This window comes from Pseudomonas sp. PB106 (assembly GCF_009764645.1).
GTDB lineage: Bacteria > Pseudomonadota > Gammaproteobacteria > Pseudomonadales > Pseudomonadaceae > Aquipseudomonas.
In genome coordinates, this window is record NZ_RWIM01000199.1 from 1 (window position 1) to 21,793 (window position 21,793).

The 21,793-nt window shown below is 57.7% G+C and carries 24 protein-coding genes and 1 pseudogene; 10 read left to right on the forward strand and 15 right to left on the reverse strand.

Translation table 11 applies throughout. From position 1 onward, the window contains the following. Nucleotides 1–68: 68 nt before the first annotated feature. Nucleotides 69–509: a DUF3995 domain-containing protein gene (locus EJA71_RS24825; RefSeq protein ID WP_158960261.1), complete on the reverse strand. Its 441-nt coding sequence runs from the start codon at nt 507–509 to the stop codon at nt 69–71. Nucleotides 510–603: 94 nt separating this feature from the next. On the opposite strand from EJA71_RS24825, the gene EJA71_RS24830 reads away from it, so the two are divergent. Both EJA71_RS24830 and EJA71_RS24835 read left to right on the forward strand, forming a co-directional pair. After that, nucleotides 604–993, forward strand: a complete 390-nt coding sequence (locus tag EJA71_RS24830; RefSeq protein ID WP_158960263.1) for a DUF2946 domain-containing protein — start codon at nt 604–606, stop codon at nt 991–993. Nucleotides 994–1,085: 92 nt separating this feature from the next. Further along, nucleotides 1,086–3,218 carry a TonB-dependent siderophore receptor gene (locus EJA71_RS24835; protein ID WP_158960265.1) on the forward strand — a complete coding sequence of 711 codons (2,133 nt, stop codon included), beginning with the start codon at nt 1,086–1,088 and terminating at the stop codon, nt 3,216–3,218. A gap of 90 nt (nt 3,219–3,308) precedes the next feature. On the opposite strand, the gene EJA71_RS24840 is transcribed toward EJA71_RS24835, so the two are convergent. The 3 genes from EJA71_RS24840 to EJA71_RS24850 all read right to left on the reverse strand — a co-directional run bounded on the left by EJA71_RS24840 (nt 3,309) and on the right by EJA71_RS24850 (nt 5,096). Next, on the reverse strand, nt 3,309–4,325 hold the full coding sequence (locus tag EJA71_RS24840) for an ABC transporter substrate-binding protein (RefSeq protein ID WP_158960267.1): 1,017 nt from the start codon (nt 4,323–4,325) through the stop codon (nt 3,309–3,311). 127 nt (nt 4,326–4,452) lie between these two features. Next, nucleotides 4,453–4,650, reverse strand: a complete 198-nt coding sequence (locus EJA71_RS24845) for a hypothetical protein (RefSeq protein WP_158960269.1) — start codon at nt 4,648–4,650, stop codon at nt 4,453–4,455. Then, nucleotides 4,647–5,096: a hypothetical protein gene (locus EJA71_RS24850; RefSeq protein WP_163005233.1), complete on the reverse strand. Its 450-nt coding sequence runs from the start codon at nt 5,094–5,096 to the stop codon at nt 4,647–4,649. The genes EJA71_RS24845 and EJA71_RS24850 overlap by 4 nt, the downstream gene beginning before the upstream one ends. A gap of 419 nt (nt 5,097–5,515) precedes the next feature. On the opposite strand from EJA71_RS24850, the gene EJA71_RS27625 reads away from it, so the two are divergent. Both EJA71_RS27625 and EJA71_RS24855 read left to right on the forward strand, forming a co-directional pair. Next, nucleotides 5,516–5,767: a hypothetical protein gene (locus EJA71_RS27625; RefSeq protein WP_256671806.1), complete on the forward strand. Its 252-nt coding sequence runs from the start codon at nt 5,516–5,518 to the stop codon at nt 5,765–5,767. A gap of 48 nt (nt 5,768–5,815) precedes the next feature. Continuing rightward, on the forward strand, nt 5,816–6,052 hold the full coding sequence (locus EJA71_RS24855) for a DUF2789 family protein (RefSeq protein ID WP_158960270.1): 237 nt from the start codon (nt 5,816–5,818) through the stop codon (nt 6,050–6,052). Nucleotides 6,053–6,058: 6 nt separating this feature from the next. Here EJA71_RS24855 and EJA71_RS24860 read toward each other — a convergent pair whose 3' ends face one another. The 3 genes from EJA71_RS24860 to EJA71_RS24870 form a co-directional block, all read right to left on the reverse strand. Continuing rightward, complete coding sequence (locus EJA71_RS24860) at nt 6,059–6,262, reverse strand: hypothetical protein (RefSeq protein ID WP_158960272.1); 204 nt, start codon at nt 6,260–6,262, stop codon at nt 6,059–6,061. A gap of 109 nt (nt 6,263–6,371) precedes the next feature. Then, nucleotides 6,372–7,976, reverse strand: a complete 1,605-nt coding sequence (locus EJA71_RS24865) for a methyl-accepting chemotaxis protein (RefSeq protein ID WP_158960274.1) — start codon at nt 7,974–7,976, stop codon at nt 6,372–6,374. A 216-nt stretch (nt 7,977–8,192) separates the two neighbouring features. Further along, nucleotides 8,193–8,597: a TraR/DksA C4-type zinc finger protein gene (locus tag EJA71_RS24870; RefSeq protein ID WP_158960276.1), complete on the reverse strand. Its 405-nt coding sequence runs from the start codon at nt 8,595–8,597 to the stop codon at nt 8,193–8,195. A 404-nt stretch (nt 8,598–9,001) separates the two neighbouring features. Here EJA71_RS24870 and EJA71_RS24875 point away from each other — a divergent pair, with 404 nt between their 5' ends. The 3 genes and pseudogenes from EJA71_RS24875 (at nt 9,002) to EJA71_RS24885 (ending at nt 11,679) form a co-directional block, all read left to right on the forward strand. Further along, nucleotides 9,002–9,910, forward strand: coding sequence for a MurR/RpiR family transcriptional regulator (locus EJA71_RS24875; protein ID WP_158960278.1), 909 nt, complete (start codon nt 9,002–9,004; stop codon nt 9,908–9,910). Nucleotides 9,911–9,971: 61 nt separating this feature from the next. Then, entirely contained in the window at nt 9,972–10,577 is a 606-nt protein-coding gene (locus EJA71_RS24880; RefSeq protein ID WP_158960280.1) for a glutathione S-transferase, read from the forward strand. A gap of 2 nt (nt 10,578–10,579) precedes the next feature. Then, nucleotides 10,580–11,679, forward strand: a pseudogene (locus tag EJA71_RS24885) (DNA alkylation repair protein). Nucleotides 11,680–11,741: 62 nt separating this feature from the next. Here EJA71_RS24885 and EJA71_RS24890 read toward each other — a convergent pair. The 4 genes from EJA71_RS24890 to EJA71_RS24905 form a co-directional block, all read right to left on the reverse strand. Continuing rightward, nucleotides 11,742–12,131 carry a hypothetical protein gene (locus EJA71_RS24890; RefSeq protein ID WP_256671807.1) on the reverse strand — a complete coding sequence of 130 codons (390 nt, stop codon included), beginning with the start codon at nt 12,129–12,131 and terminating at the stop codon, nt 11,742–11,744. A gap of 20 nt (nt 12,132–12,151) precedes the next feature. Next, complete coding sequence (locus EJA71_RS24895) at nt 12,152–12,811, reverse strand: DUF2931 family protein (protein ID WP_158960282.1); 660 nt, start codon at nt 12,809–12,811, stop codon at nt 12,152–12,154. After that, nucleotides 12,811–14,352 (reverse strand): DUF2235 domain-containing protein, encoded by a 1,542-nt coding sequence (locus EJA71_RS24900; protein WP_158960284.1) that lies wholly within the window; start codon nt 14,350–14,352, stop codon nt 12,811–12,813. Before EJA71_RS24900 ends, EJA71_RS24895 begins: the two co-directional genes overlap by 1 nt. Before the next feature lie 139 nt (nt 14,353–14,491). Further along, the gene (locus tag EJA71_RS24905; RefSeq protein ID WP_158960285.1) at nt 14,492–14,851 is read right to left on the reverse strand and encodes a DUF6124 family protein; all 360 of its coding nucleotides are present in this window, start codon (nt 14,849–14,851) and stop codon (nt 14,492–14,494) included. A gap of 730 nt (nt 14,852–15,581) precedes the next feature. Between EJA71_RS24905 and gabP the strand changes: the two genes are divergently transcribed. From gabP to EJA71_RS24920, 3 genes are all read left to right on the forward strand, one after another. Then, nucleotides 15,582–16,982, forward strand: a complete 1,401-nt coding sequence (gene gabP, locus EJA71_RS24910; protein ID WP_158960288.1) for a GABA permease — start codon at nt 15,582–15,584, stop codon at nt 16,980–16,982. Between the two features lie 67 nt (nt 16,983–17,049). Continuing rightward, a complete protein-coding gene (locus EJA71_RS24915; protein ID WP_158960291.1) occupies nt 17,050–18,153 on the forward strand; it encodes a GlxA family transcriptional regulator in 1,104 nt (367 codons plus the stop codon). Nucleotides 18,154–18,285: 132 nt separating this feature from the next. Next, complete coding sequence (locus tag EJA71_RS24920) at nt 18,286–18,687, forward strand: carbohydrate-binding module family 20 domain-containing protein (protein WP_158960294.1); 402 nt, start codon at nt 18,286–18,288, stop codon at nt 18,685–18,687. Between the two features lie 71 nt (nt 18,688–18,758). Here EJA71_RS24920 and EJA71_RS24925 read toward each other — a convergent pair whose 3' ends face one another. From EJA71_RS24925 to EJA71_RS24940, 4 genes are all read right to left on the reverse strand, one after another. Beyond that, the gene (locus tag EJA71_RS24925) at nt 18,759–20,021 is read right to left on the reverse strand and encodes an MFS transporter (RefSeq protein ID WP_158960297.1); all 1,263 of its coding nucleotides are present in this window, start codon (nt 20,019–20,021) and stop codon (nt 18,759–18,761) included. 116 nt (nt 20,022–20,137) lie between these two features. Further along, complete coding sequence (arsH, locus tag EJA71_RS24930) at nt 20,138–20,830, reverse strand: arsenical resistance protein ArsH (RefSeq protein WP_158960299.1); 693 nt, start codon at nt 20,828–20,830, stop codon at nt 20,138–20,140. Nucleotides 20,831–20,842: 12 nt separating this feature from the next. Beyond that, nucleotides 20,843–21,313, reverse strand: coding sequence for an arsenate reductase ArsC (locus EJA71_RS24935; protein WP_158960302.1), 471 nt, complete (start codon nt 21,311–21,313; stop codon nt 20,843–20,845). Nucleotides 21,314–21,328: 15 nt separating this feature from the next. Next, a complete protein-coding gene (locus tag EJA71_RS24940; protein ID WP_158960305.1) occupies nt 21,329–21,676 on the reverse strand; it encodes a metalloregulator ArsR/SmtB family transcription factor in 348 nt (115 codons plus the stop codon). Between the last annotated feature and the right edge of the window lie 117 nt (nt 21,677–21,793).

The following is a 21,793-nucleotide window of genomic DNA, read 5'->3' on the forward strand; positions in this document are numbered from 1 at the left end:
TGAAATGCCCATTGCGCACAACTCCCTGTAGGAGCTGCCGAAGGCTGCGATTTTTTGATCTTGCTTTTCTAGACCCAAGCCACCGCCAACAACCCCGCCCCCAACACCGCACACAGCGGCGAATACACCCAGGTGTCCAGCCGCGCAAACCGTGAATCCTTCACTTCCTTGAAAAAACCGACCAGATTGGAATCACCAATCGCCCGGGCAAACATCAACAGCGCAATCGCACTGATCACCCATTGCAGCGACTTGTGATTCACCGCCGGCATTCCCCAACCCACTCGCATACACACCAACACAGCAATTACCAGCAACGCCGCCGCCACAATCAACGTCAGCCAGCCTGACGGCTTGAACGCCGGCCGCACCGTTGCGACAAAACCGCGCACGGGCACCTGCGGCACAACAGCCGCTGCAGCCCACTGCCCACCCAACGCCCAGTACACGTGCATCAGGGCGATCAGCGCAAAAGTTGTCACCAGCCATTGAGCCAACACAAAGGTCATGGTTGAAATCCTTGGAAAGGGATTTGAACAAATCATCCTAGTCGCATTTTTTTCAAGTGCACGACCGATCAGCGGTACGGTAAAGTGCCGCCCCATGAAATTCTCCCGTTCCGATCGCTCACTGCTGGCCTGGATGCTCTATTGCTGCGTCCTGTTCAACGTGTTCGCCTGCAGCATCGGTCACGGACAAATGGTCGGCATGCAGCTGAACGGTATTGGCGGCCAGTTCTGTACAGTCGATCCGGCCACTCAAGCGCCAATCGCCAGCAATCCCACCGAAGAACAATTACCGACCCTGTCCAAGGCATTCGGCTGCCCGTTGTGTTCCGTGGGTGGCGGCATGGGGCCGGCGTTCAGTTCCAGCCTGACCCTGGCGATCCTGCCTGAACAACACAGCCCACCGCTGGCGCCCATCGTCAGCGCCGACCTCCCTGCCCGCTTCACCTGGCCTTCAGCCAACCCTCGCGCCCCGCCGCTCGCCTGAGTGTCTCTGCCTTTTTGATTTGTCAGCCCACTGCGCCAACGCGCGGCGTTTGCCTGTGCGCTGACTCCTAGACAAGCATTCAGGATTCAATGATGAAACAACTCACTTTGCTGGCGAGCCTGTGCGGCTGCCTGTCCGTCAACGTCTGGGCGCAATCCACCGTGGATCTGGCGCCGATCACCATCGATGGCGAATCCGGCGCAGAGCCTGGTCTGAGCCTCGACCAATCCAGCGGCATGGCTTCGCGCCTCGGCTTGAGCGTGCGCGACACACCCGCCTCGGTGGCCATCGCCAATCGCAACGACATCGAACGTCATGGCGCGCAGAACTTCCAGGACGCTGCCAACACCTTGCCCGGTGTCAACGCCAGCGCGCCGCCGGGTTTTGGCGGTTTCGTTTCCTATCGCGGCTTCACCAGCAGCCAGATCACCCAGATGTTCAACGGCATCAACGTATCCGGCGGTCTCGCGCGGCCGGTCGACTCGTGGATCTATGATCGGGTTGAACTGGTCGGCGGCCCATCGTCGTTGATCAACGGCGCAGGTTCCGTGGGCGGCTCGTTGAATTACGTGACCAAACTGGCCACGCGCGATGAACAGGCCGTTGAAGGTCGGGTCAGTTACGGCACCTACGACACCACCGAAACGGCCTTCGGCCTTAACCACGCGCTGACCGATCCGAGCGCCGATATTCAGCACTACGCGCGCCTCGACGTCAGCCACAACACTAGCAACGGTTACATCGACCGCCAGGAACGCGATGCCTGGAGCGTGGCGTTCTCGCTGCTCAGCGATCTCACGCCCGACCTGTCACACACTCTGGCCCTGGAATATCAGGACGAACACGAAGACAGTCCGTATTGGGGTACGCCCGTGTTGAATCCGAAGGCCGGGGAGTTGAAGATCGATAAACACAATCGCTTCAACAACTACAACGTCGAAGATGGTCGCTACGAACAACGCACGATCTGGGTACGCTCGATCATCGACTACCGCATCAACGACAGCACCACCCTGCGCAACACGCTGTATCACCTCGACAGTCAGCGTGATTACCGCAACCTCGAAACCTACCAGTACAACGCCGACAACAGCGCTGTGAATCGCTCAACCGCGTATCAAGTTCGTCACCAGGGCGAACAGAACGGCAACCAGTTCGAGTTGCGTCATGACAACTCGGTCTTCGGGCTAGAGACGACGTGGTCAGGCGGTTTCGAATACAAGGTCAATCAGACCACCAATTCGCCACTCAACGTCAAAGGGGCGAGCATGGTTGATCCGAACCACTACCGGCCGGGCTACTTCTACGATATTCCTGGCACCAATCCCAAGCTGATCAGCGACAAAACCAACGAAGTCACGACCAAGGCACTGTTCGTGGAAAACCGTTTGGCACTGACCGACAAACTGGCGCTGCTCACGGGCCTGCGTTACGACGACATCAACCTTGACGTCACCAACCATCGCACCGTGACCGCCGCCAACCCCAAGCACCTCAAGCGCAGCTGGGAACCGGTGACCGGTCGTGTCGGCCTGACCTACCAATTCATTCCCTCGGCCAACGTTTATGCGCAATACAGCACCGCCGCCGAACAACCGAATGGCACGCAAGATTTCGACGTATCGACCGGCAAACAATGGGAGATCGGCAGTAAATTCGATTATCTCAACGGGCGCGGCTCGGCCACCGTGGCCGCCTACACCATTGAGCGCAAGGATTTTGCCGTCACCGATCCACTCGACCCGACCAGCAGCATTCCTGTCGGCCAACAGACTTCGAAAGGCATCGAAATCGCCAGCTCGCTGCGGATCACCGACAAGTTGCTGGCCGAAGGCAACTTCGCTTGGGTCGATGCGCAGTACGACGACTTCACCGAGAAAAATGCCGCTGGCGTGGTGGTTTCACGCAAAGGCAATACACCGACCAATGTCCCGGATCGAGTGGGTAATCTGTGGCTGACCTATGACTTTTCGCCGCAATGGCAAGGAGGAGTCGATGCCAGATATGTGGCGTCGGTGTATGCCGATGCGGCCAATACCATGACCGTGCCGTCGTACACATTGTTCGGCAGTTTTCTTAGTTACAAGGTTGATACGCACACCACGGTGACTGGGCGCGTACGTAACCTGACCAATGAAATGTATGCCGAGTTTGCCCATGTTTCGCCGGCTTACTACCTCGGAACACCGCGAACCTTTGAGGTCGCGGTACAGACCAGGTTCTAAAAGCATCGCCAGCAGGCTAGCTCCGACAGTTGGAATGCGTTCTCCAGTAGGAGTGAGCCTGCTCGCGAAGAGGCATTCAGCCTCAATCCTCTACTTCAAATCCGCCGAAACCTTATCCGCCACATCCTTCGGCAACCATGCCTGCCACACATCGGGATGCGTCTTCATGAACGCCACCGCCGCCTCCCGTGGCGCGGTGTGTTTTTCGCTCATGTCCGCCAATGCCTTGTTCAAAGGGTCAATCGGAAAATCGACCTTGCTGAAGAATTCGGCAATCTGCGGATACTGCTTCTGAAATGGCGTAGACACGCCAATCGACAGCTTGGAGGCCAACGACCGGGTCGGTTTCGGGTTGGGATTATCTGCATCGGTGAGCGTCTTCCACGCCTCGGCATCGAACGGCGGCTCTTCCAGTTGCACCAGTTTGAACTTGCCGAGTAGCGGCGTAGGTGACCAGTAATAGAACAACACCGGCTTACCGCGACGAATCGAAGAACTGATCTCGGCGTCCAGCGCCGCCCCGGAGCCACTGCGGAAATTGGTGTAATCGTCCTGCAATCCAAAAGCAGTCAGCTTCTGCTTGTTGACCACTTCCGAGGTCCAGCCGATCGGGCTGTTGAGGAACCGTCCTTTACCCGGACTCTCTGGATCCTTGAACACGTCCTTGTACTTTTTCAGGTCAGTGACGCTACGCAAGTCTGGTGCCAACGGCTTGATGCCCTTGGCCGGATCGCCCTTGATCACGTACTCCGGCACCCACCAGCCTTCGGTGGCACCTTTGACCGTATCACCAAGGCTGACGACTTTGCCTTCGGCTTCAGCCTTGACCCACACGGGACTGCGCCCGGCCCACTCTTCGCCAATGACCTGAATGTCGTTGTTGGCCAGTGCGGTTTCCAGGGTGATGGTGGTGCCGGGCAAGGTGTCGGTCGGCAATCCATAGCCCTTCTCGACGATGATCCGCAAGACATCGGTGATCAGGCTGCCGCTTTCCCAGTTCAGGTCGGCAAAGTGGATCGGCGTTTGCGCCGCTACCACCGTTTGCGCTGACGCCAGCAAACCGAATGTGGCCACGCTGGCAGCCAACAACCGTCGAAATCCGTTCATGCATTGCACCTCGTGCTGTTCACAGCAATAGCAGGATGGCCTGACAGAAGACCGCAAGCCTCTGAATACTCAGTCAACTGACTGTAGCCGAGGTTCCTGCTTTTTCCGGGCTAGAACCCGGACAAGGTTACGAATCAGACTTTTCCTGCAAGCTTTGCAGCTCGCGTCTGACCATGCTCGCGTATTCCGCGGGACGCAACGTGTAGATCTGCGCGGCCACCCAGTTCAGCCACGCGCCCTGTAGTTCGGCCTTGGCACCGTACAAACGCCGGGCCTCTATTCGCGCGGTTTCGAGGTTCTGCGAATGGAAATCGGCGCGGCTCACTCGCTGGCCTTGAAGGTCACCAGTTCGCCCTTGCGCCACTTGGCGGCCTTGGCAGTGACGGCTTTCAGGGTTTTGGTCAGGCCTTCCTGCAACTGCTCATTGGCGGCGAACACGGTCACCACGCTGTGGCCTTCCTTGAACAGGATGGCGTGACCGTCTGCTGTGTCGACAAAGGCGTAGTCGCCAAGGCCATAGACCGTCAGTTTGATTTCACGAAAACGGATATCCATCTTGCCGCCTTCACGGCTGGGCAAGACTGAAGCACTGAAATGATCGCCCACCTTGAGCTTGAGCCCCGGTTTGTCATCCACAACCAAAGCGCTTTCGGTGTCGATCTCGGCAACGTAAATGCCTTCAGCGTTTTGCTCGGTGATGTAAACAAAACGCGACTGGAACAACTTGACCAGCTTTGCACGCAAATCACCCAGCACGAACAAAGCATGCATATCGAGGTTACTGACTGCCAAAGAAACATCCCCACATCTGAAAAAACCACACGCGAAAAACGCGCACGGCAAAAAATTACGGCTTGGCCGATGGAACTGCAAAATACCCAAATAAGCCCGAAGCAAGCAGAAAGCCAGTTCGCGAGGTTGGTAAGACTACTGGATTGTCTCTCGCAAAACTCATCCCGATGTCGCCACAACGTGAAGGAAAAATCCTCACCGGCGGACAGAGAAAACTGACTACGAACTTTAGGGAAATTTCTCACGAAAAAAAGCACTTTTCCGACATATCGCTTGCGAAAAATTGCTTTAGATAAGCCCTGTCGTCAACAGGTGCTGACGATTCTAGAGCAGCGATGCTCATTACGACTACCCGAAACGGTCCGTAATTCACGGCCAATTGATGAAAAGGACTTCATATGTGCACGCTGACTCACTTTGCCAGACCCGCTGATGACCTGTTGCCCTCTCCCCTGATCCTTCATGTCAGCCATGACAATGATCAAACTCCACGCTTTCAAGTAGTGCCGGCGGGCAACGCCTTCTTTCATATCAAGGAAAAATCGACTGGTCGTGTAAGAGGTTTCCGCGAAAACCATAACGAAGCCTGCGCCCTCGCCCGCTCACTTGAATCGCAAATCGAACTCCGGGCCCACGGACACCTCAGATAAAGAGAGTGATCGACTGCGCCACACCGGCGCCTACCCAAGGAGCACACGATGGAATTGCCAGCATACGATCTCAAAACCCTGTTCGATCAACTGGGACTGCCTTCGGAAGGCAGCGCAATCGACGATTTTATTGAGGCGCATCCATTGGCCGCCGAGACCAAATTGATCGACGCCGAATTCTGGTCGCCGCAACAGGCGCAATTGCTCAAGGAATGGTTACGCGCAGACGGCGAAGAGGCCGTTATGGTCGATGAATTGAACGTGCGCCTGCACCGCGGCAAGTAAGCCTGATCAGTGCAAGCTGTCACCTGGCTCGGCCTGCAACTGCGCGAGCCACGCAGCTTTGCACTCCTCGGCCTCGTCGCGGCTGGCGAATGCCGTGCCGCGCCGCTCACCGTTGAGCAAGACCACCCAGCAAACGCTCCGACCCATCGCCCGCAGACCGGCGGGGACACCACTGCCGATCATCACGGCAACATCAACCCGGCATTGCATGCCGACCTCCCGAAATACTTAGCTACCTAACTAAGTGGTCAGATTAATGCTTTCTTTCGAGAGGAAACAGCAAGCGTCCTGCACAGCTTCATTGCATTGGCAGTAACAATCAGCGCGGACTTTCCGGTTTGTAGCCCAGACGCAGACCGCCCCAGTGCCGGCCTTTGATCATAATCGGCACAGAGAGATCATGCATCAGCTCGCCGGTGTCGCGGGTGTAGGTCTGCAACAACACCGATTGCTGATGACTGCCGCAGCGGATCCCGGTGCGATCGGCGAACTTGCGTTTGGTGCGATTGTTCACCGTGTCGATCTTCGCATCCCCCGTCAACGGCTGGCTGAACGCCTGATTGTGCGTCGGCACATAGCCTTGCTGCGTGCAGGCAATCGCAAAGACCAAACCTTCATGACGCGGCAACAGTGGCTCCTGAATCGCTGGCAGCACCTGATCGGTATAGCGGTCGAAACGGGTCTGGAACTTCGCCGGCTCCGTGCCAGGAATGGCCTGGTAGTTACGATCAAACAGATCCTCCAGGCTGACGCGCCCCTGCTCGACATCCGCCTCGAAACACGCGGCAATCTGGCCAGCCCCCTCGCGCGCAAGATCATAGATGCGCTGGTGATAGTCATCGAGGCCGACTTCGGCCAGCCGTTCGCTGATGGTTTCCGCCTGCCCCTCCATCTGCACCGCTGCCTCGGCGAGGCGGCGGGTCTGCTGATCACTGATCGCCAGGTCGCTGCGCATTTGTTCGATGGCTTTGAACAGACTGTCGAGTTGCTCACGATTGGTTTCAGCGCCCCGGGCGATCTCGCCCACCTGCCCCTCCACTCCGGCGGCCAGTCGCGCAATATTTTCCAGATGCTGACCGGTGTGTTCGACCTGTTCGACACCGGTGTGCAGATCGCTGGATAGCTCGCGAATCTGCTCCACGACCTGCGCGGTACGCTGTTGAATGTCGGCGACCATCTCACCGACTTCACCGGTCGCCGACGCCGTGCGCGCCGCCAAACCGCGCACTTCATCGGCCACCACCGCAAAACCGCGACCATGTTCGCCGGCACGCGCCGCTTCAATGGCCGCGTTCAAGGCCAGCAGATTGGTCTGGCTGGCGATGGACTGAATCACCAAGGTCACGCGCTGAATATCATCGCTGCGCACACTCAAGGCTTCGATCAGCTCACGGCTGGCATTGGCGCGCTGACTGAGTTGATGCATGCGCGCGATCGAGTCGACCAGCTCGGTACGCCCCGCCGCGCTGCTGTGATGCGCTTCGCTGGCAGCCGCCAATGCTTCACGGCTGAGCTGCGACGTCGCATGCTCAGTGGCGATCATCACCTCGGCATTGCTGACAATCTGCGCCGCCGCATCGAGTTGCGACTCGAGTTTGTTCGCCAGCGCTTTCACTGAAAACGCCACGCCCGCCGCCGACAACGCGTTATGGCTGGTGGTGTAGGAAAGGTCGCGGGTCAGTTCAGACATTGCGCTGCCATTGTCGGCAGGCGATATAGCGGGGACGGCTCGGGAACGCAGGCGTGGCAGCCAGACAATCAGCACCGCCAGCGGCATGCCGAGATAAAGCGACCACTCACCCAAGGTCATGCCGGCCAACAACAGCATCAGGGCGATGCTTTGCAGGGTCGGTGCGATCCAGCGGTTTTTCGGCAACAGCACTGGTGCGGGCAGAGCCCCAACCAGAGATCCATCTCTCGTCATATCAACACCCCACGCTTGTTCTCATTGTTGTGACTGCATTAAACGCCACTACAACGCCATTATCCATGGTCCGTTAGTCGTGGGTCTGCGGCAGGTCAATGGAATCGCGGGAGAAAATTGCAGACGAGAAAAAGCTTCGCGGGCAAGCCCGGCTCCCACCAGGTTCTGTTTGAACCGGTTGGGACGGACTTGCCCGCGATCACAGCGGCGGCGAAATCAGGCCTGGCGCTGGTGCTTGTCGATCTGCTCGTGACGCTCTTGAGCTTCGATGCAGTATTTGGTGGTCGGGCTGATCAGCAGGCGCTTCAGGCCAATGGCCTCGCCGCTGTCATCGCACCAGCCAAAGCTGTCTTCCTTGATGCGCTCAAGGGCTTGTTCCAGTTGCGGCAGCATGCGCTGGTCGCGATCGATCGCGTTCACCAGCCAAGTACGCTCTTCTTCAACCGAAGCCGCGTCCGCCGGGTCAGCCGGAGTGTCCAGGCTTTCGATGGCGACACGGTTTTGCTCAATGCGCTCGTGGGTTTCGACTTTCATGTTCTGCAACAGCTCAGTGAAGAAAGCGTGCTGCTCGGAATTCATGTAGTCATCTGCCGGCATGGCCAGCAACTTGTCCTTTGTCATTGATATCTCTATAAAAAAACGTGCATTAAGGCGAATTAGGGAGCGTTTCGGCGAACCGTGTGCGGTCGGCGAAAAGGCATCGTTTATTGCAAATGCCACCCGGCACTCAATTTACGAGGGGCGGCAGTCTAAGGCCCGTTTGAGGCCTCAGCAACTGTAAATACAGGGAATTTGTCCGACAAAGCCCGGAAACTGCTCTGACACAGGGTTCACACCGGCCATCGGAGTGCGTTTATAGCAAGAAATTCAGTCGAGCGGCTGTATATAGAAGACAAACGGCTAACCCGGTAGAGCCAGATCGTGAATATTTCGTCAGTCAGTGCATCGTTTCAGCTCAGCAGGCCCGCCGCAAGCCCACTAATATCAGAGGCCACCGTGTGATCAACCCGCCTGAAGGATGACTTATGCCCCGCCCCGATCTGCCGGCCTCCGACGAGATGACCCTCGCCAGCCCCCCGATCAATGCCGAGCGCCTGCTGCAACTGATCACCGACGAATACGACGCCCTGCCGCGCCAGCTCAAACGCATCGCCAGCTACATGAGCCAGCAGAGCGACCGGATCATGGTCGACCGCATCAGCGATATTGCCCGCGAATGCGAGGTCCACCCGTCCGCCATCGTGCGCTTCTCGCAGCGCTTCGGGTTCAGCGGCTTCAGCGAAATGCAGGCCCTGTTCCGCACCGCCTACACCCACAAAGCCTCACCGGTGCAAAACTACCAGCAACGCATTCGCAACATGATCGCCAACCCATCGCAGCAAACCAGCGACGGCGACCTCGCCCGCGAATGCATCGAGGCCACGCGCTCCGGCATCGAACGCCTGGGCCGCGAACTCGACGATGGCGCGTTTGCAAAAGCCGTCAATCTCATCGTCAACGCCGACAACATTTATGTCATCGGCGTGCGCCGCTCCTTCGCCGTCGCCGACTACCTCGTTTACAACTTGCAACACACTCAGAAGCGCATTCACCTCGTCTCCGGCCTGGGCGGCAGTTATCGCGAGCAAATGCGCAGCGTGCGCGCCAATGATCTGGCGATCGCCATCAGCTTCACGCCGTATGCCAAAGAAACCCAACAATGCCTGCGCTTCGCCCGCGAGCAACAGGCGAACACGCTGGTCATCACCGACAGCCACCTCTCGCCGCTGGCCAAGCGTGCGAACAGCTTGCTGTTGGTGAATGAGGGCAGCGCGCTGGCGTTTCGCTCGTTGAGCGCGACGTTGTGTTTGTGTCAGGCGCTGTTCGTGGCGGTGGCGTATCGGTTGGGGTTGAATGTGGATGAGATTCACGAGCAGGCCGGATTTGACGACTGACAATTGCTCCAAGCTCGGCTAGGTTATGCGTTCCCACCGGTTCGACTTGAAGGAACGCGTCATGAAACTGATCGGCATGCTGGACTCCCCGTACGTGCGCCGCGTGGCGATTTCCGCGAAACGTTTAGGGATCGATCTCGAACACGAGTCAGTCTCGGTGTTCCGCCACTTCGAGCAATTCCAGCAGATCAACCCGGTGGTCAAAGCGCCGACGCTGATTCTCGACGATGGCACCATCCTCATGGACTCGACACTCATCCTCGACTACCTCGAAGCCGCCTCGGGTAAAAGCCTGCTGCCGACCGACCTGAAACAACGCGCCCACGCCCTGCGCCTGATCGGTCTCAGCCTCGCCGCCTGCGAAAAAGCCGTGCAGCTGTATTACGAGCGCAACCTGCGCCCGGCCGACATTCAATATCAACCGTGGGTTGAACGTGTTGAAAGCCAACTGGCCGCCGCCTTCACCGCCCTCGAACAAGAACTCGAACAGAACGGTCTGCCCACCGACGGCACCCTCACCCAGGCCGGCATCAGCCTCGCCGTGGCCTGGAGCTTCACCGACCTCGTCGTTCCCGACCAGATCGACACCCAACACTACCGCCACATCGCCCAATACACTGCCTATGCCGAAACGCTCGAAGCGTTCGTCAGCACGCCGATGACCTGACCATGAGCGCCACCGAAACCGCCGCCCCGGCGTTAAAGGAAATCTTCAACGCCGAGCGACTGCGACATATCGCTGACGAAATGAGCGCCGTGTATCCAGCGTTCAAGGCCAAGGCATTTCTTAAACATGCCCATGAAGGCTTGGCGGAACTGTCAGTGTGCAACGCATGGCCCGCGTCAGTGAAAGCCTGCATGCCGTGCTGCCGCTGGACTACACAGATTCCCTCGATGTATTGCGAGAACTCGCGCCACGTTTGAACAGTGGATTCATCAGCATGTGCCTGCCGCACTACGTCGCGAGCTACGGCGGGCACGCGTTCGACACATCCATGGAAGCGCTGAAGTACTTCACCACTTTCGGCTCCTCCGAATTCGCCATCCGCCACTTTCTGCGCAGCGACCTGGAACGCTCGCTCGAGCTGATGCACGACTGGACTCAAGACCAAAACCACCACGTCCGCCGCCTCGCCAGCGAAGGCAGCCGCCCTCGCCTGCCTTGGTCGTTTCGCTTGGAATCGGTGCAGGCCGATCCGCGCCTGGCTGCCGGGATACTGAACCGGTTGAAGGCCGACGACAGTTTGTACGTGCGCAAGTCCGTCGCGAACCATTTGAATGATGTGACCAAGGTGCATCCGGAGTGGGTGCTGGACACGATCGAAGGTTGGTCGCTAGAGAACAAGCACACCGCGTGGATTGCCAAGCATGCGTTGAGGAGTTTGATCAAACAGGGCGATATGCGTGCGCTGACGGTGATTGGCGCGGGGGCGAAGGCTGAGGTTGAGTTGCTGGACGTGAAGGTTGAGCCGCCGGTGGTGCGGTTGGGTGAGACGATTACGTTGTCATTTACGGTGAAGTCGACGGTGGCGCATGAGCAGCGGTTGGTGATTGATTATGCGATTGACTATGTGAAGGCGAACGGCGGGGTTTCGCGGAAGGTCTTTAAGTTGAAGACGGTGGTGTTGGCGGGGTTTGCGAGTGAGGGGGTGCGGCGGAGTCAGGTGATTAAGGACTTTACTACGCGCAAGCATTTTGTTGGGCGGTATGGGGTGACAGTGATGGTTAATGGCGAGGTGTTGGGATTGGCCGGGTTCAACATCCACTAATTTCGTGATTTGAAGCCCAAGCTCAACGATGAATGCTCGCCGCAGAAAACGGGAGGATAGGTTTATTTCGCAAATCTCAAGCCGTCGAGATCTATCTCTGCATAGGTCCCTGTATCCCCGTTATAGAGCCAGATCGACACAACACCCAGTTCAGATTGTAAAAAATCAACCAATACTCTGAGGTGGCAGTTTGTAGACATAGACGTCGGTTTCACTACCGTTGCCTTGCCGGGTTCATCATCGTAGGTTCTGACGATAAACCTATCCATTCCATTCCGAATCACGTAGTTGAAACCGCAGTATTCATACCCCATCTCACGGTCGACATCATCAAAGCGGGTGGCGTTTTCAACTCTCAAAATAATTTCCCGTGATTCGATTGGCAGCTGAACATAGACCAGCGCTTCGCCTCCTTGTGAGGACAGTCTCCTGGAGACAATCAGCATCACCATGAAGGTTACAAGTACGCTAGTTACCAACTTCCATAAGGGATGCCAAATTCCTCGATATAGCGCTTGGACTTCTCACTCACTGGATAAGCGTAACGACCTTCATTCTTACCTTGGCTCGGTCCCAACGGCTCAATCTCAGCCTGCGCTCGGGCAACTTTGATCGGATGATGACACGAGTCCCTAACCCAAACCTGCACTACGCCTCCCGGGGCCAGTCCCAAATAAACCGACGCCATAAATCTTGCCTCCTGATCAGGCGTCCGCGGGCACCGCTGATTGACGGATTGCACCATCAACTGCCTCGCCGGCTCAGGAATATCCACCCACGCTTGCCACGTTCTCTGCTCGACGATTGATTGCCAGCGAACCCAAATGCGAACAGGTAAATCTGCGCCCACCACTCTTTTCCCGCTACCACCGACTCCACCGGTCCAACCGCGGGCTGACTCTGTGCCGTCTTCAGGCTCTCCCCCAGCGGCGGTGCCGCCGCCAGTCTTGTAGAAAATCTTGCCAGTGATGTCCTGAACAGAACTGTTTTCAACCCAAACTTTCATGTAGTCAGGTTCAATAAACGCCAACTCCCACCATTCAGATTTCGGGGCGTTTTGTGCGGAAAATGAATCAGCGGATTGGCATCCAGTAATGAGTAGCGCAACCAGCAGGGTGAAAATTAATTTCATTACCAGAGCTTCCAATCAGCTACGTGAGGATGTTGTGCGCGAATCCAGTCCGGAGTGGGCGCATTGATGTAAACAGCGCGGATACCACTGCCATCCCGTCGCCCGAGTGGATGGTTCCAGTTCGCCGACATGTGAATGTACTTCAACTTCAGCAACTGGTCCTCTTGCAATGAGGTGTCGTAATTACCTTCCAGAAATCGATCACACAGAGTCCCTAGCTCTGATGGAACTGCCAATTCAGGTGTGTCTGGAATGTCATTGAATCGAACGCCTTTCTCTTTCGCCAATTTGTGCAGGACTCGCAGATACACCCTAGACAGTAAGCCACTCACAGGACGCTTAAGTTGAAGTGCGGCGTACACGCGTTTTTTGCGTGGACTAAGCCTGTCCTGTAGATCTATTGGCAATAGCTGCGCTTCTGGGGTAACGATTTCCAGCATGTCTTCAGGCCAGCCTTTGGCGAGCCATTGATTCTTTACAGTTACGGCATCACGGTAGATAGAGGTTGTGGAGACATCGGTAAATTGCGACACCTCGAGCGTTTGCATTGGACTGATAAGCACGCGTTCCTGAATCTCATCTAAATATCCACCGCCGAGGTCGGAGTGAACACCTGGCAGCGTGATCTCCAAATGGTCAGCCTTGACGCGGCTCAAAGCAAAATTAGCGCGGCACTCGTCACGAGCTGAAAGCTGGATGACATCCGTGAAAAAACGGCGGTCGAGGTACAACTTGATGCCCGTTGCAATGGAGCTTTTGATATCGCCAAGATTTGACCAGCCAGCGATTGATGGAACGGTATCGAAAAGCCCGATAAAGCCCATTTTGATGCTGCCATGGTATTCATCGATGAACGTTCGGCTGAGGGCATTTGCGTTGCTACGTAAAACCTCTCCCAGCGGCCCCTGCTTTCCACGCACGACCTCATTGGCAAAGTGGCGGGCAGCGGCAGCACCACGGCTAAATCCGAATGCATCAAACGTCAAAGAGGTAATTTCACTATTGGGATTGGTGTCCAGCACGTCCTTGATACGCGATTTGATCTCTGCAAATGACAACTGAACCCGACCTGCCACACCTGTATCACCTCGGCCAGTGCCAGCACCAAACGTGCTGTCCTTCTCATCTGACCGAGTGCCGATGCCCTCAACGTAGACCATACGGAACGCTTGCTTTTGCGTGCCATCGCCTTCGGCCTGTTGCGGTGCGAAGTAGAGCTCGCTCAGCTTCTGCACATTGCTAGTGTCGTTAGCGTAACTGCTGTCCGGATCCGTCATGTACGGCTTGCAGCTAGCGGGAATATCTTGCGGTGCGATGGGATTCTGCGCCCCACACAGCAGCCCGGCGGCCGTGTTGTTGGCATTGTTGCCAGTGCCGTCGAAGAACATTCCTATGCGCAGTGCAATCCCGACTTTCTCAGGTTCGCGCGCAGGCTCTTTCCCATACTTCTCATACTCAGCCCAACGCTGGGCGTGAATGTCGACGGGTTTGGCTTCTTCGTAGCGATGGTTTTTCGGGGGGTTGGGGACGTAGCCGCTCAATCCTTGATTCCTTGTTCTGATCCTTGAAGAACGGCGCGAAGGGTGACAGCCGGGGCTGTGCGGCACAAGCCGTGGCCCTGTGCCAGCGCTGTTGAGAGCGCGTTTAAGGACGAGGGTTTCCCCTCGTCGCGGTGGGGGGTCAGTTGGCGATTTCGACGTTATCCAGCGCTTGGTTTACCGCGATTTCGCCGAGCATCACGACTTGGGCGATGCCCAGTGCGGTCTTGCGGTGGGAGGTGTCGAGCATGGCGGCGAAGTTGATGAGCATTTCGCTGGCTGAGCCGAGGCTTTCGCTGGCGTTGGCGAGCAGGGATTCGCTGTCGTACTTCGGGTTGGCGAGGTACATGCGTTCGGGTTGGCGGGTGCTGGCCATGATTTGCGCAGGGCCGAGGTAGTGGTCGAGGGCGCGGTCGGCGGCTTCGTTGAGTTTCTTTGAGTTGGGGGATTCGTATGGGGATGTGCGATCGGTTTCGGGTGGGTTGGGTGTGACTTTGAACATGGTGAAACTCCTAGTTAGCAAAAGGAGCCTTCACATTCGCTACCAAACGAAGGTGGCGGCCATACGCGGGTTGGTAGACCGGTAACTAGGACCCGGCACACCCGAAGGTGTCCTGCGCATGGCCACCATTGAGCAGAGACCTGAAGCGGCCTGCGAACGGTGCGCGATGCGACTAGTTATGGCGGGCTACCAAACCCGATCACTGTTTTTCAGTGACCGGCAAACGATAGAACCCGCGCCCTAGACGCACAAGCCGGCGGATTCTGGCTTAGTCGTAGGCAACGGCGCAAGGCGTTGTAGGGCACATATCACCTCTTGAAGCATCATTTAAACAAGCACCCCGCTCCCTGTTTACCTACCAGCAAAAACCTGGAAATTTGCTGCAATAATTACCTCCGCAACGAATCGCATGACTCCAGCACAGATCCCGCGAAACGAACCAAACCAACCCCTCTCGCCCACACCGTGACCAATTGGTCCCCCGCAAAAACGCAAGCCTTTTTGGTGTCGATATCAGACATAAAAATGCCGCGCTCAGGCTATTGATTCGTCGAACACCGCGGTTAAGGTGGCGCGTCCTTTCATCAAAATAACGACATCACGATGATGGACTTGATAAGAACTGCGGCGTTTGAAAGGGGCTTCCTTCAGGAAGTCGAGCAGGCCACAACGGTGTTCGGCGGCCCCTGCCCATTCGCTTAAACGTCGATCAGCAGAGAATAAGAAAACAATGATCAGCCCGAACTCCAAGGATTCGAGTGGCCAATTGGCGCAGGGCTTCAAGCCTCGTCACGTCACCATGTTGTCAATCGCCGGCATCATCGGCGCCGGTTTGTTTGTGGGCTCGGGGCATGCCATTGCGGCGGCGGGGCCAGCGGTGCTTTTGGCTTATCTCTTCTCGGGTTTGCTCGTCGTTCTGGTCATGCGCATGCTCGGGGAAATGGCGGTGGCCAATCCCGACACCGGTTCGTTTTCCACCTATGCCGATCAGGCCATCGGGCGCTGGGCCGGGTTTACCATCGGCTGGTTGTACTGGTGGTTCTGGGTACTGGTGATTCCCATTGAAGCGCTGGCCGCCGGCCACGTGTTGCACCAATGGTTTCCGCAGGTCGATGCCTGGCTGTTCGCCTTGGTGTCGATCATTGCGTTGGTAGTGACCAACCTGTTCAGCGTGTCGAAATACGGCGAGTTCGAGTTCTGGTTCGCCATGGCCAAAGTCGTGGCGATCATCGGTTTCATCGGCGTGGGTTTTGCGGTGTTGATGGGCTGGGTGCCCGACCGCGAAGTCAGCGGCTTGAGCGGTTTGATGGCTGATCATGGCGGGTTTGCACCCAACGGCATGTCGGCGGTGGTCGGCGCGTTCATCACCATCATGTTCAGTTTTATCGGTACGGAAGCGGTGACCATCGCCGCCGCCGAATCCAACGACCCGGCGCGCAACATCGCCAAGGCAACGCGCTCGGTCATGTGGCGTATCGGCGTGTTCTATCTGCTGTCGATTTTCGTGGTTGTCTCCGTGGTGCCGTGGAACGACCCGTTGCTGGCTTCGGTGGGTTCCTACCAGCGCGCCCTGGAAATCATGAACATCCCCCATGCCAAATTCATGGTCGACGTGGTCGTGCTGATTGCCGTGGCCAGTTGCATGAACTCGTCGATCTACATTGCCTCGCGCATGTTGTACTCGCTGGGCCGTCGTGGCGATGCGCCGAAAGCGCTGAAGGGGACCTCTTCAGAAGGCGTGCCCCGGGCAGCCGTGATCGCCAGCACCGTGCTCGGCGCGGCGATTACCGTGTGGAGCTATGTCATGCCCGCCGGGCTGTTCGAGTTTCTGCTCGCCAGCTCTGGTGCGATTGCCTTGCTGGTGTATTTGGCGATTGCGGTGTCGCAGCTGCGCATGCGCAAGGTGCTGCGTCAACGCAACGTCGAGCTGACCTTTCGCATGTGGCTGTTTCCTTGGCTGACCTGGTTGGTGATTGTGTTCATTTGCGGTGCGCTGACGGTGATGATGATCACCCCGCAGCACCGCACCGAAGTCACCACGACGATCGGCCTGGCGCTGGTGATTTCCTTTATCGGTCTCTTGACCTCGCGCCACCCTGCGCCGGCTGCTCAGGCCACCTCTGCCGGCTAAGCCGAACTGATGCCCCCACGCCTAGGCTGGGGGGATCGCCATGTTTTTTTGCAGGAACATAATCTCGATGTCATCGAACGCCTCCGTTCCCGACGGCAAGACTCAATCCATCGGTTTTCTGCTGCTGGACAAATTCACTCTGATGTCGCTGGCCGCCGCCGTCGAGCCTTTGCGCATGGCCAATCAATTGACCGGGCGAGCGCTGTATCGCTGGCACACGTTCAGCCTCGGTGGCACGCCGGTCTGGGCCAGTGACGGCTTGCCGATCACGCCGGATGCGGATTGGAAAAATCCTTCAGTGGCAGACACGGTCTTCGTCTGCGGCGGAGTCGGCATCCAGAGCGTAATCACCCGCGAGCACATCACCTGGCTGCAAGCGTTGGCGCGGCAATCAAAACGCTTGGGCGGCATCTGCACCGGCAGTTGGGCGCTGTCCAAAGCCGGGCTGCTCGATGGTTACGAGTGCAGCGTGCATTGGGAGTTTCTCGCGGCGATGCAGGAAGCTTTCCCGCGCGTCGGCGTCAGCACCAGTCTGTTCACCCTCGACCGCAACCGCTTCACCAGCTCCGGCGGCACCGCGCCGCTGGACATGATGCTGCACCTGATTGGTCGCGATCATGGCCGTGAACTTGCCGCCGCGATCTCCGAGATGTTCGTCTACGAGCGCATCCGCAACGAACAGGATCATCAGCGCGTACCGCTCAAGCATGTGCTCGGCACGCATCAGCCCAAACTGCAGGAAATCGTCGCGTTGATGGAGGCCAATCTCGAGGAGCCAATCGACCTCGACAAACTTGCCGAATACGTTGATCTGTCGCGGCGCCAACTGGAGCGGCTGTTTCAGAAATACGTTCAATGCACGCCGTCACGCTACTACTTGCGACTACGGCTGATTCGCGCGCGGCAACTGCTCAAGCAGACATCGATGTCGATTGTTGAACTGGGGTATGTCTGCGGCTTCGTCTCGACACCGCACTTTTCCAAATGCTATCGCGAGTACTTTGGTGTGCCACCGAGCGACGAGCGCTTCGGCTCTGATATGAGTCGTAAACCGGCATCGCTGGCGAGTGCGCAACCGTCACCTGAAAAACCGCTGACAACGCTGGATCAGGCACGCCATGAATCGACGTTCGCCAGCGTTCGAATGGTGGAACGGGCTGACTTCGCCTAATCGTTTCACGCAGAGAATAAGGCGTGGATCAGGTATCGCGAAGAGCTCTAACGGACTGTCAGTTTTTACAGGTCACAGGGTGCTCGAACATAGCTAGGCTGGCCCAACGCACAGCATATTGAGGATTTGAACATGGGCCGGATTCGTAACCTTTCGCCGCTGGCTTTAGCGCTGTCGGCGATGCTGCCTGTCGTTGCCGATGCCGGGGCGACCTGGACGTATCTTTCTCTTGAGGCGACTTTTCGCTGTGAAAACGGCACTGCAGCGGCTGGCTATAGCGTTTATGCCGTGGGGGATCGTGCGGAGTTAGGAAACGGAAATACCGCAAACGCGGTTCGACTGAGCCCGTCTCCCTACCCTACATGGTCCGGCAAAATAAAATTCAGCAATGCGAAGCCCGGTGACATCGTTAAATGGAAATGCATCGTTCGCAATGAGAACCCTCCTTACGATGTAACTTCCGTACAGCCTGCCGCAGACAACCAAGTAACCTTAGCCTTTAGTAACACTCTAACGACTACTGGAACATTCTGAGGCGCGACCTATCAGGCCCGCGCAACAGATCGCCCGAGAGCCGCCCGTGCCTTCGGAAAATCCTTTGATACTCAGGGCACTGTCGCGGACGGCAAGTCGTTCTGGCGCACATCCGCTTCAACCATCGAGCGCTGCACCGTCTCCGGAACAGCCACCCACAGCAGCACCAACGCCACCGCCGCGACCGCCGCCAACGTCAGGAACGCGGCGCTGTACCCCGCCGCCTGTACGACGAATCCGGCCAGGCCATTGCTCAATGCGGCGCCCAGTCCGAAAGCGGTCGAGAGTGCACCGAGGCTGACGTTGAAATGCCCGGTGCCCTGCGTAAGGTCTTTGACCACCACGGGAAACAGCGCGCCGAAGATCCCCGCGCCCACACCGTCGAGCAACTGCACCGCGACCAGCCAATAGGGATCGTCGGACAAGACATACAGCACGCCCCGCAGCGGCAAAATCAGGAAGCCTGCGAGCAGCAATGGCTTGCGTCCCCAGACATCGGCCTTGGCCCCGACCAGCATCGCCACCGGCACCATGACCAATTGCGCGGCGACAATGCAGGCCGACGTCATTGGCGTGGCCATCTGCAGATTGGCCTGCGCCAGTTTCTGGCTCACCAGCGGCAGCATCGCGGCGTTCGCAAGGTGAAACAACGCGCAGCACACGGCAAACATCAGCAGCGGTTTGTTGGTCAGCAGCACTGATAACCCCGACGGTTGCGTGCCATGCCCTGCCCCGCCCGGATCCAGCCCTCTGGCCACATCGTGGTCGATGGCCTCTGGCGATACAAAGGAGACGGCGATGACGCTGGCCACCGCCATCGCCGCCATCAGATAGAACACCGCCACCGGGCCGAACAAATAGGCAAACACCCCGGCCAACAGTGCCGCGCAGGCATTGCCGGCGTGGTTGAAGGTTTCGTTGCGGCCGGTGCGTCGAGTGAACGCGCGCGGCCCGGTAATTCCCAAGGTAATCGCCGAAATAGCCGGCGCAAAAATCGACGCGGCGACGGCGCTGAGGGCTTGGGTCAACGCGACCAGACTGAATGAGCTAACGAATGGCAACACCAGGCAGCTGCCGGTCACCAGCAGCGCAGCAATAATAATGAGTGCGCGTTTGCGCCGTGTGTTGTCGACCAAAGCGCCCGCAGGCGTCTGTGTAATGAGCGCGGCGACACCGGCGATGGTCATGACCAGACCGATGCTGGCCGGGTCCCAGTGGTGCACCGCCAACAGGTAAATCGCCAGATAGGGGCCGAGCCCGTCGCGCACATCGGCGAGGAAGAAATTCAGGCTGTCGAGTGACAGGTTATTGCGACGATCAAGGTGAGTGGCCACGGGCAGCGTCTGCGATGTTCGAGGTCGTGCGAAATGGATCAACCTCCGCAGATTGAGTGACCTGTGGCGCGAGAACTTAGTTGCAAGGGCCGACTAAATCAGTCGGCCAGACGCTCTCAGATCGAACGCTGATTAACCCGAGCCATTAATTGCTCGGCACTCTCCTTGCGCTCGGAATAGCGGTCGACCAGATGCGCCTGCTGATCACGCAACAACACAGTGAACTTCACCAACTCCTCCATCACATCAACCACGCGATCATAGAACGGCGAGGGTTTCATCCGCCCGTTATCGTCGAATTCCATGTAGGCCTTCGGCACCGAGGATTGGTTGGGGATGGTAAACATGCGCATCCAGCGGCCCAACACGCGCAACTGGTTGACCACGTTGAACGACTGCGAACCGCCGCAGACCTGCATCACGGCAAGGGTTTTGCCTTGAGTGGGACGCACGGCACCGAGTTCCAGCGGAACCCAGTCGATCTGCGCCTTGAACACGGCAGACATGGCGCCGTGACGCTCAGGTGAGCACCAGACCTGGCCTTCAGACCACAGCACCAGATCGCGCAGTTCCTGCACTTTGGGATGGTCGACCGGAACGTCCTCAGGCAACGGCAGACCGGACGGGTTGAAGATGCGCGTTTCGGCGCCGAAGTGTTCGAGCAGGCGCGCGGACTCCTCTACCAGCAGACGACTGAACGAGCGTTCGCGGGTCGAGCCGTAGAGCAGCAGGATGCGTGGTTTGTGTTCGCCCAAAGGGGACGTGCCTTCGAACAGTGAATGATCAAGATGGGGCAGTTGTTCTGACATATGTCCTCTGGCTCAGAGCGAGCCGATACGATCCAGCTCACGCTGGAGTTCAGCGCGGTTGAGTGATTTGAATGGCAGGCCGAGAAAGGTCGCGCAGCGCCGCTCGATGATCGCCAGCGTGGCAGCGAACGCCGTGTCCACGGCGGCATCGTCGCCGATCACATCCGAGGGATCTGCCAGGCCCCAATGCGCTTTGAGTGCGGGGCCGAAGTAAACCGGGCAGCTCTCACCGGCGGCCTTGTCACAGACGGTGATGACAATGTCTGGCGGATTGTCTTCGAACGCATCATTGCCCTTGCTATACAGGCCATCGATGGCAATGCCGGCCTGTTGCAGCGTCGACAGGCTGCGTGGCAACACTTGGCCTTTCGGGAAACTTCCAGAACTCACGGCCTCGAATCCGGGGCGCGCCAGATGATTGAACATGGCTTCGGAGAGGATGCTGCGGCAGCTGTTGGCCGTGCACATAAACAGAATTCGCATGGTTTTCTTGCTTCCTCAGCAGCAGGCGGTTTCGCGAACCGGACGCCCGTCCATGTTCTGCAGGCGGGCGGCATTGTCTTTGAGCCAATCAGCGTTGGCCTTGGACGTCACTTGCAGGATTTCGCGCACCCACGCCGGCAGCTCCGGGTTGAGCCGGTAATAGACCCACTGGCCCTGACGGCGATCGAGCAACAAGCCATTGCTGCGCAGTTGCGCGAGATGGCGGCTGATTTTCGGTTGGCTGTCGCCGAGCGCACACATCAGCTCGCAGACGCAGAGTTCACCTTGATCGGCGATGAGCAGCATGGCGCGGACGCGGGTTTCGTCGGCGAGGCTCTTGAAGATTTCGGTGGGGGTGATCATGACAGGGGCTCAGCACATACGGAAACTCGAATATACGGATATCCATATATATGGTCAAAGAAGATCAAAAGATCGCAGCCTTCGGCAGCTCCTACAGAAATCGATGCAGGCGCTGCC

Excerpts from the sequence above, each read along its gene's own strand:
- EJA71_RS24825 (WP_158960261.1), bottom strand. The coding sequence starts at position 509 with ATGACCTTTGTGTTGGCTCAATGGCTGGTGACAACTTTTGCGCTGATC.
- EJA71_RS24830 (WP_158960263.1), top strand. The coding sequence starts at position 604 with ATGAAATTCTCCCGTTCCGATCGCTCACTGCTGGCCTGGATGCTCTAT.
- EJA71_RS24835 (WP_158960265.1), top strand. The coding sequence starts at position 1,086 with ATGAAACAACTCACTTTGCTGGCGAGCCTGTGCGGCTGCCTGTCCGTC.
- EJA71_RS24840 (WP_158960267.1), bottom strand. The coding sequence starts at position 4,325 with ATGAACGGATTTCGACGGTTGTTGGCTGCCAGCGTGGCCACATTCGGT.
- EJA71_RS24850 (WP_163005233.1), bottom strand. The coding sequence starts at position 5,096 with ATGCATGCTTTGTTCGTGCTGGGTGATTTGCGTGCAAAGCTGGTCAAG.
- EJA71_RS27625 (WP_256671806.1), top strand. The coding sequence starts at position 5,516 with ATGTGCACGCTGACTCACTTTGCCAGACCCGCTGATGACCTGTTGCCC.
- EJA71_RS24855 (WP_158960270.1), top strand. The coding sequence starts at position 5,816 with ATGGAATTGCCAGCATACGATCTCAAAACCCTGTTCGATCAACTGGGA.
- EJA71_RS24860 (WP_158960272.1), bottom strand. The coding sequence starts at position 6,262 with ATGCAATGCCGGGTTGATGTTGCCGTGATGATCGGCAGTGGTGTCCCC.
- EJA71_RS24865 (WP_158960274.1), bottom strand. The coding sequence starts at position 7,976 with ATGACGAGAGATGGATCTCTGGTTGGGGCTCTGCCCGCACCAGTGCTG.
- EJA71_RS24870 (WP_158960276.1), bottom strand. The coding sequence starts at position 8,597 with ATGACAAAGGACAAGTTGCTGGCCATGCCGGCAGATGACTACATGAAT.
- EJA71_RS24875 (WP_158960278.1), top strand. The coding sequence starts at position 9,002 with ATGCCCCGCCCCGATCTGCCGGCCTCCGACGAGATGACCCTCGCCAGC.
- EJA71_RS24880 (WP_158960280.1), top strand. The coding sequence starts at position 9,972 with ATGAAACTGATCGGCATGCTGGACTCCCCGTACGTGCGCCGCGTGGCG.
- EJA71_RS24890 (WP_256671807.1), bottom strand. The coding sequence starts at position 12,131 with ATGGTGATGCTGATTGTCTCCAGGAGACTGTCCTCACAAGGAGGCGAA.
- EJA71_RS24895 (WP_158960282.1), bottom strand. The coding sequence starts at position 12,811 with ATGAAATTAATTTTCACCCTGCTGGTTGCGCTACTCATTACTGGATGC.
- EJA71_RS24905 (WP_158960285.1), bottom strand. The coding sequence starts at position 14,851 with ATGTTCAAAGTCACACCCAACCCACCCGAAACCGATCGCACATCCCCA.
- gabP (WP_158960288.1), top strand. The coding sequence starts at position 15,582 with ATGATCAGCCCGAACTCCAAGGATTCGAGTGGCCAATTGGCGCAGGGC.
- EJA71_RS24915 (WP_158960291.1), top strand. The coding sequence starts at position 17,050 with ATGTCATCGAACGCCTCCGTTCCCGACGGCAAGACTCAATCCATCGGT.
- EJA71_RS24920 (WP_158960294.1), top strand. The coding sequence starts at position 18,286 with ATGGGCCGGATTCGTAACCTTTCGCCGCTGGCTTTAGCGCTGTCGGCG.
- arsH (WP_158960299.1), bottom strand. The coding sequence starts at position 20,830 with ATGTCAGAACAACTGCCCCATCTTGATCATTCACTGTTCGAAGGCACG.
- EJA71_RS24935 (WP_158960302.1), bottom strand. The coding sequence starts at position 21,313 with ATGCGAATTCTGTTTATGTGCACGGCCAACAGCTGCCGCAGCATCCTC.
- EJA71_RS24940 (WP_158960305.1), bottom strand. The coding sequence starts at position 21,676 with ATGATCACCCCCACCGAAATCTTCAAGAGCCTCGCCGACGAAACCCGC.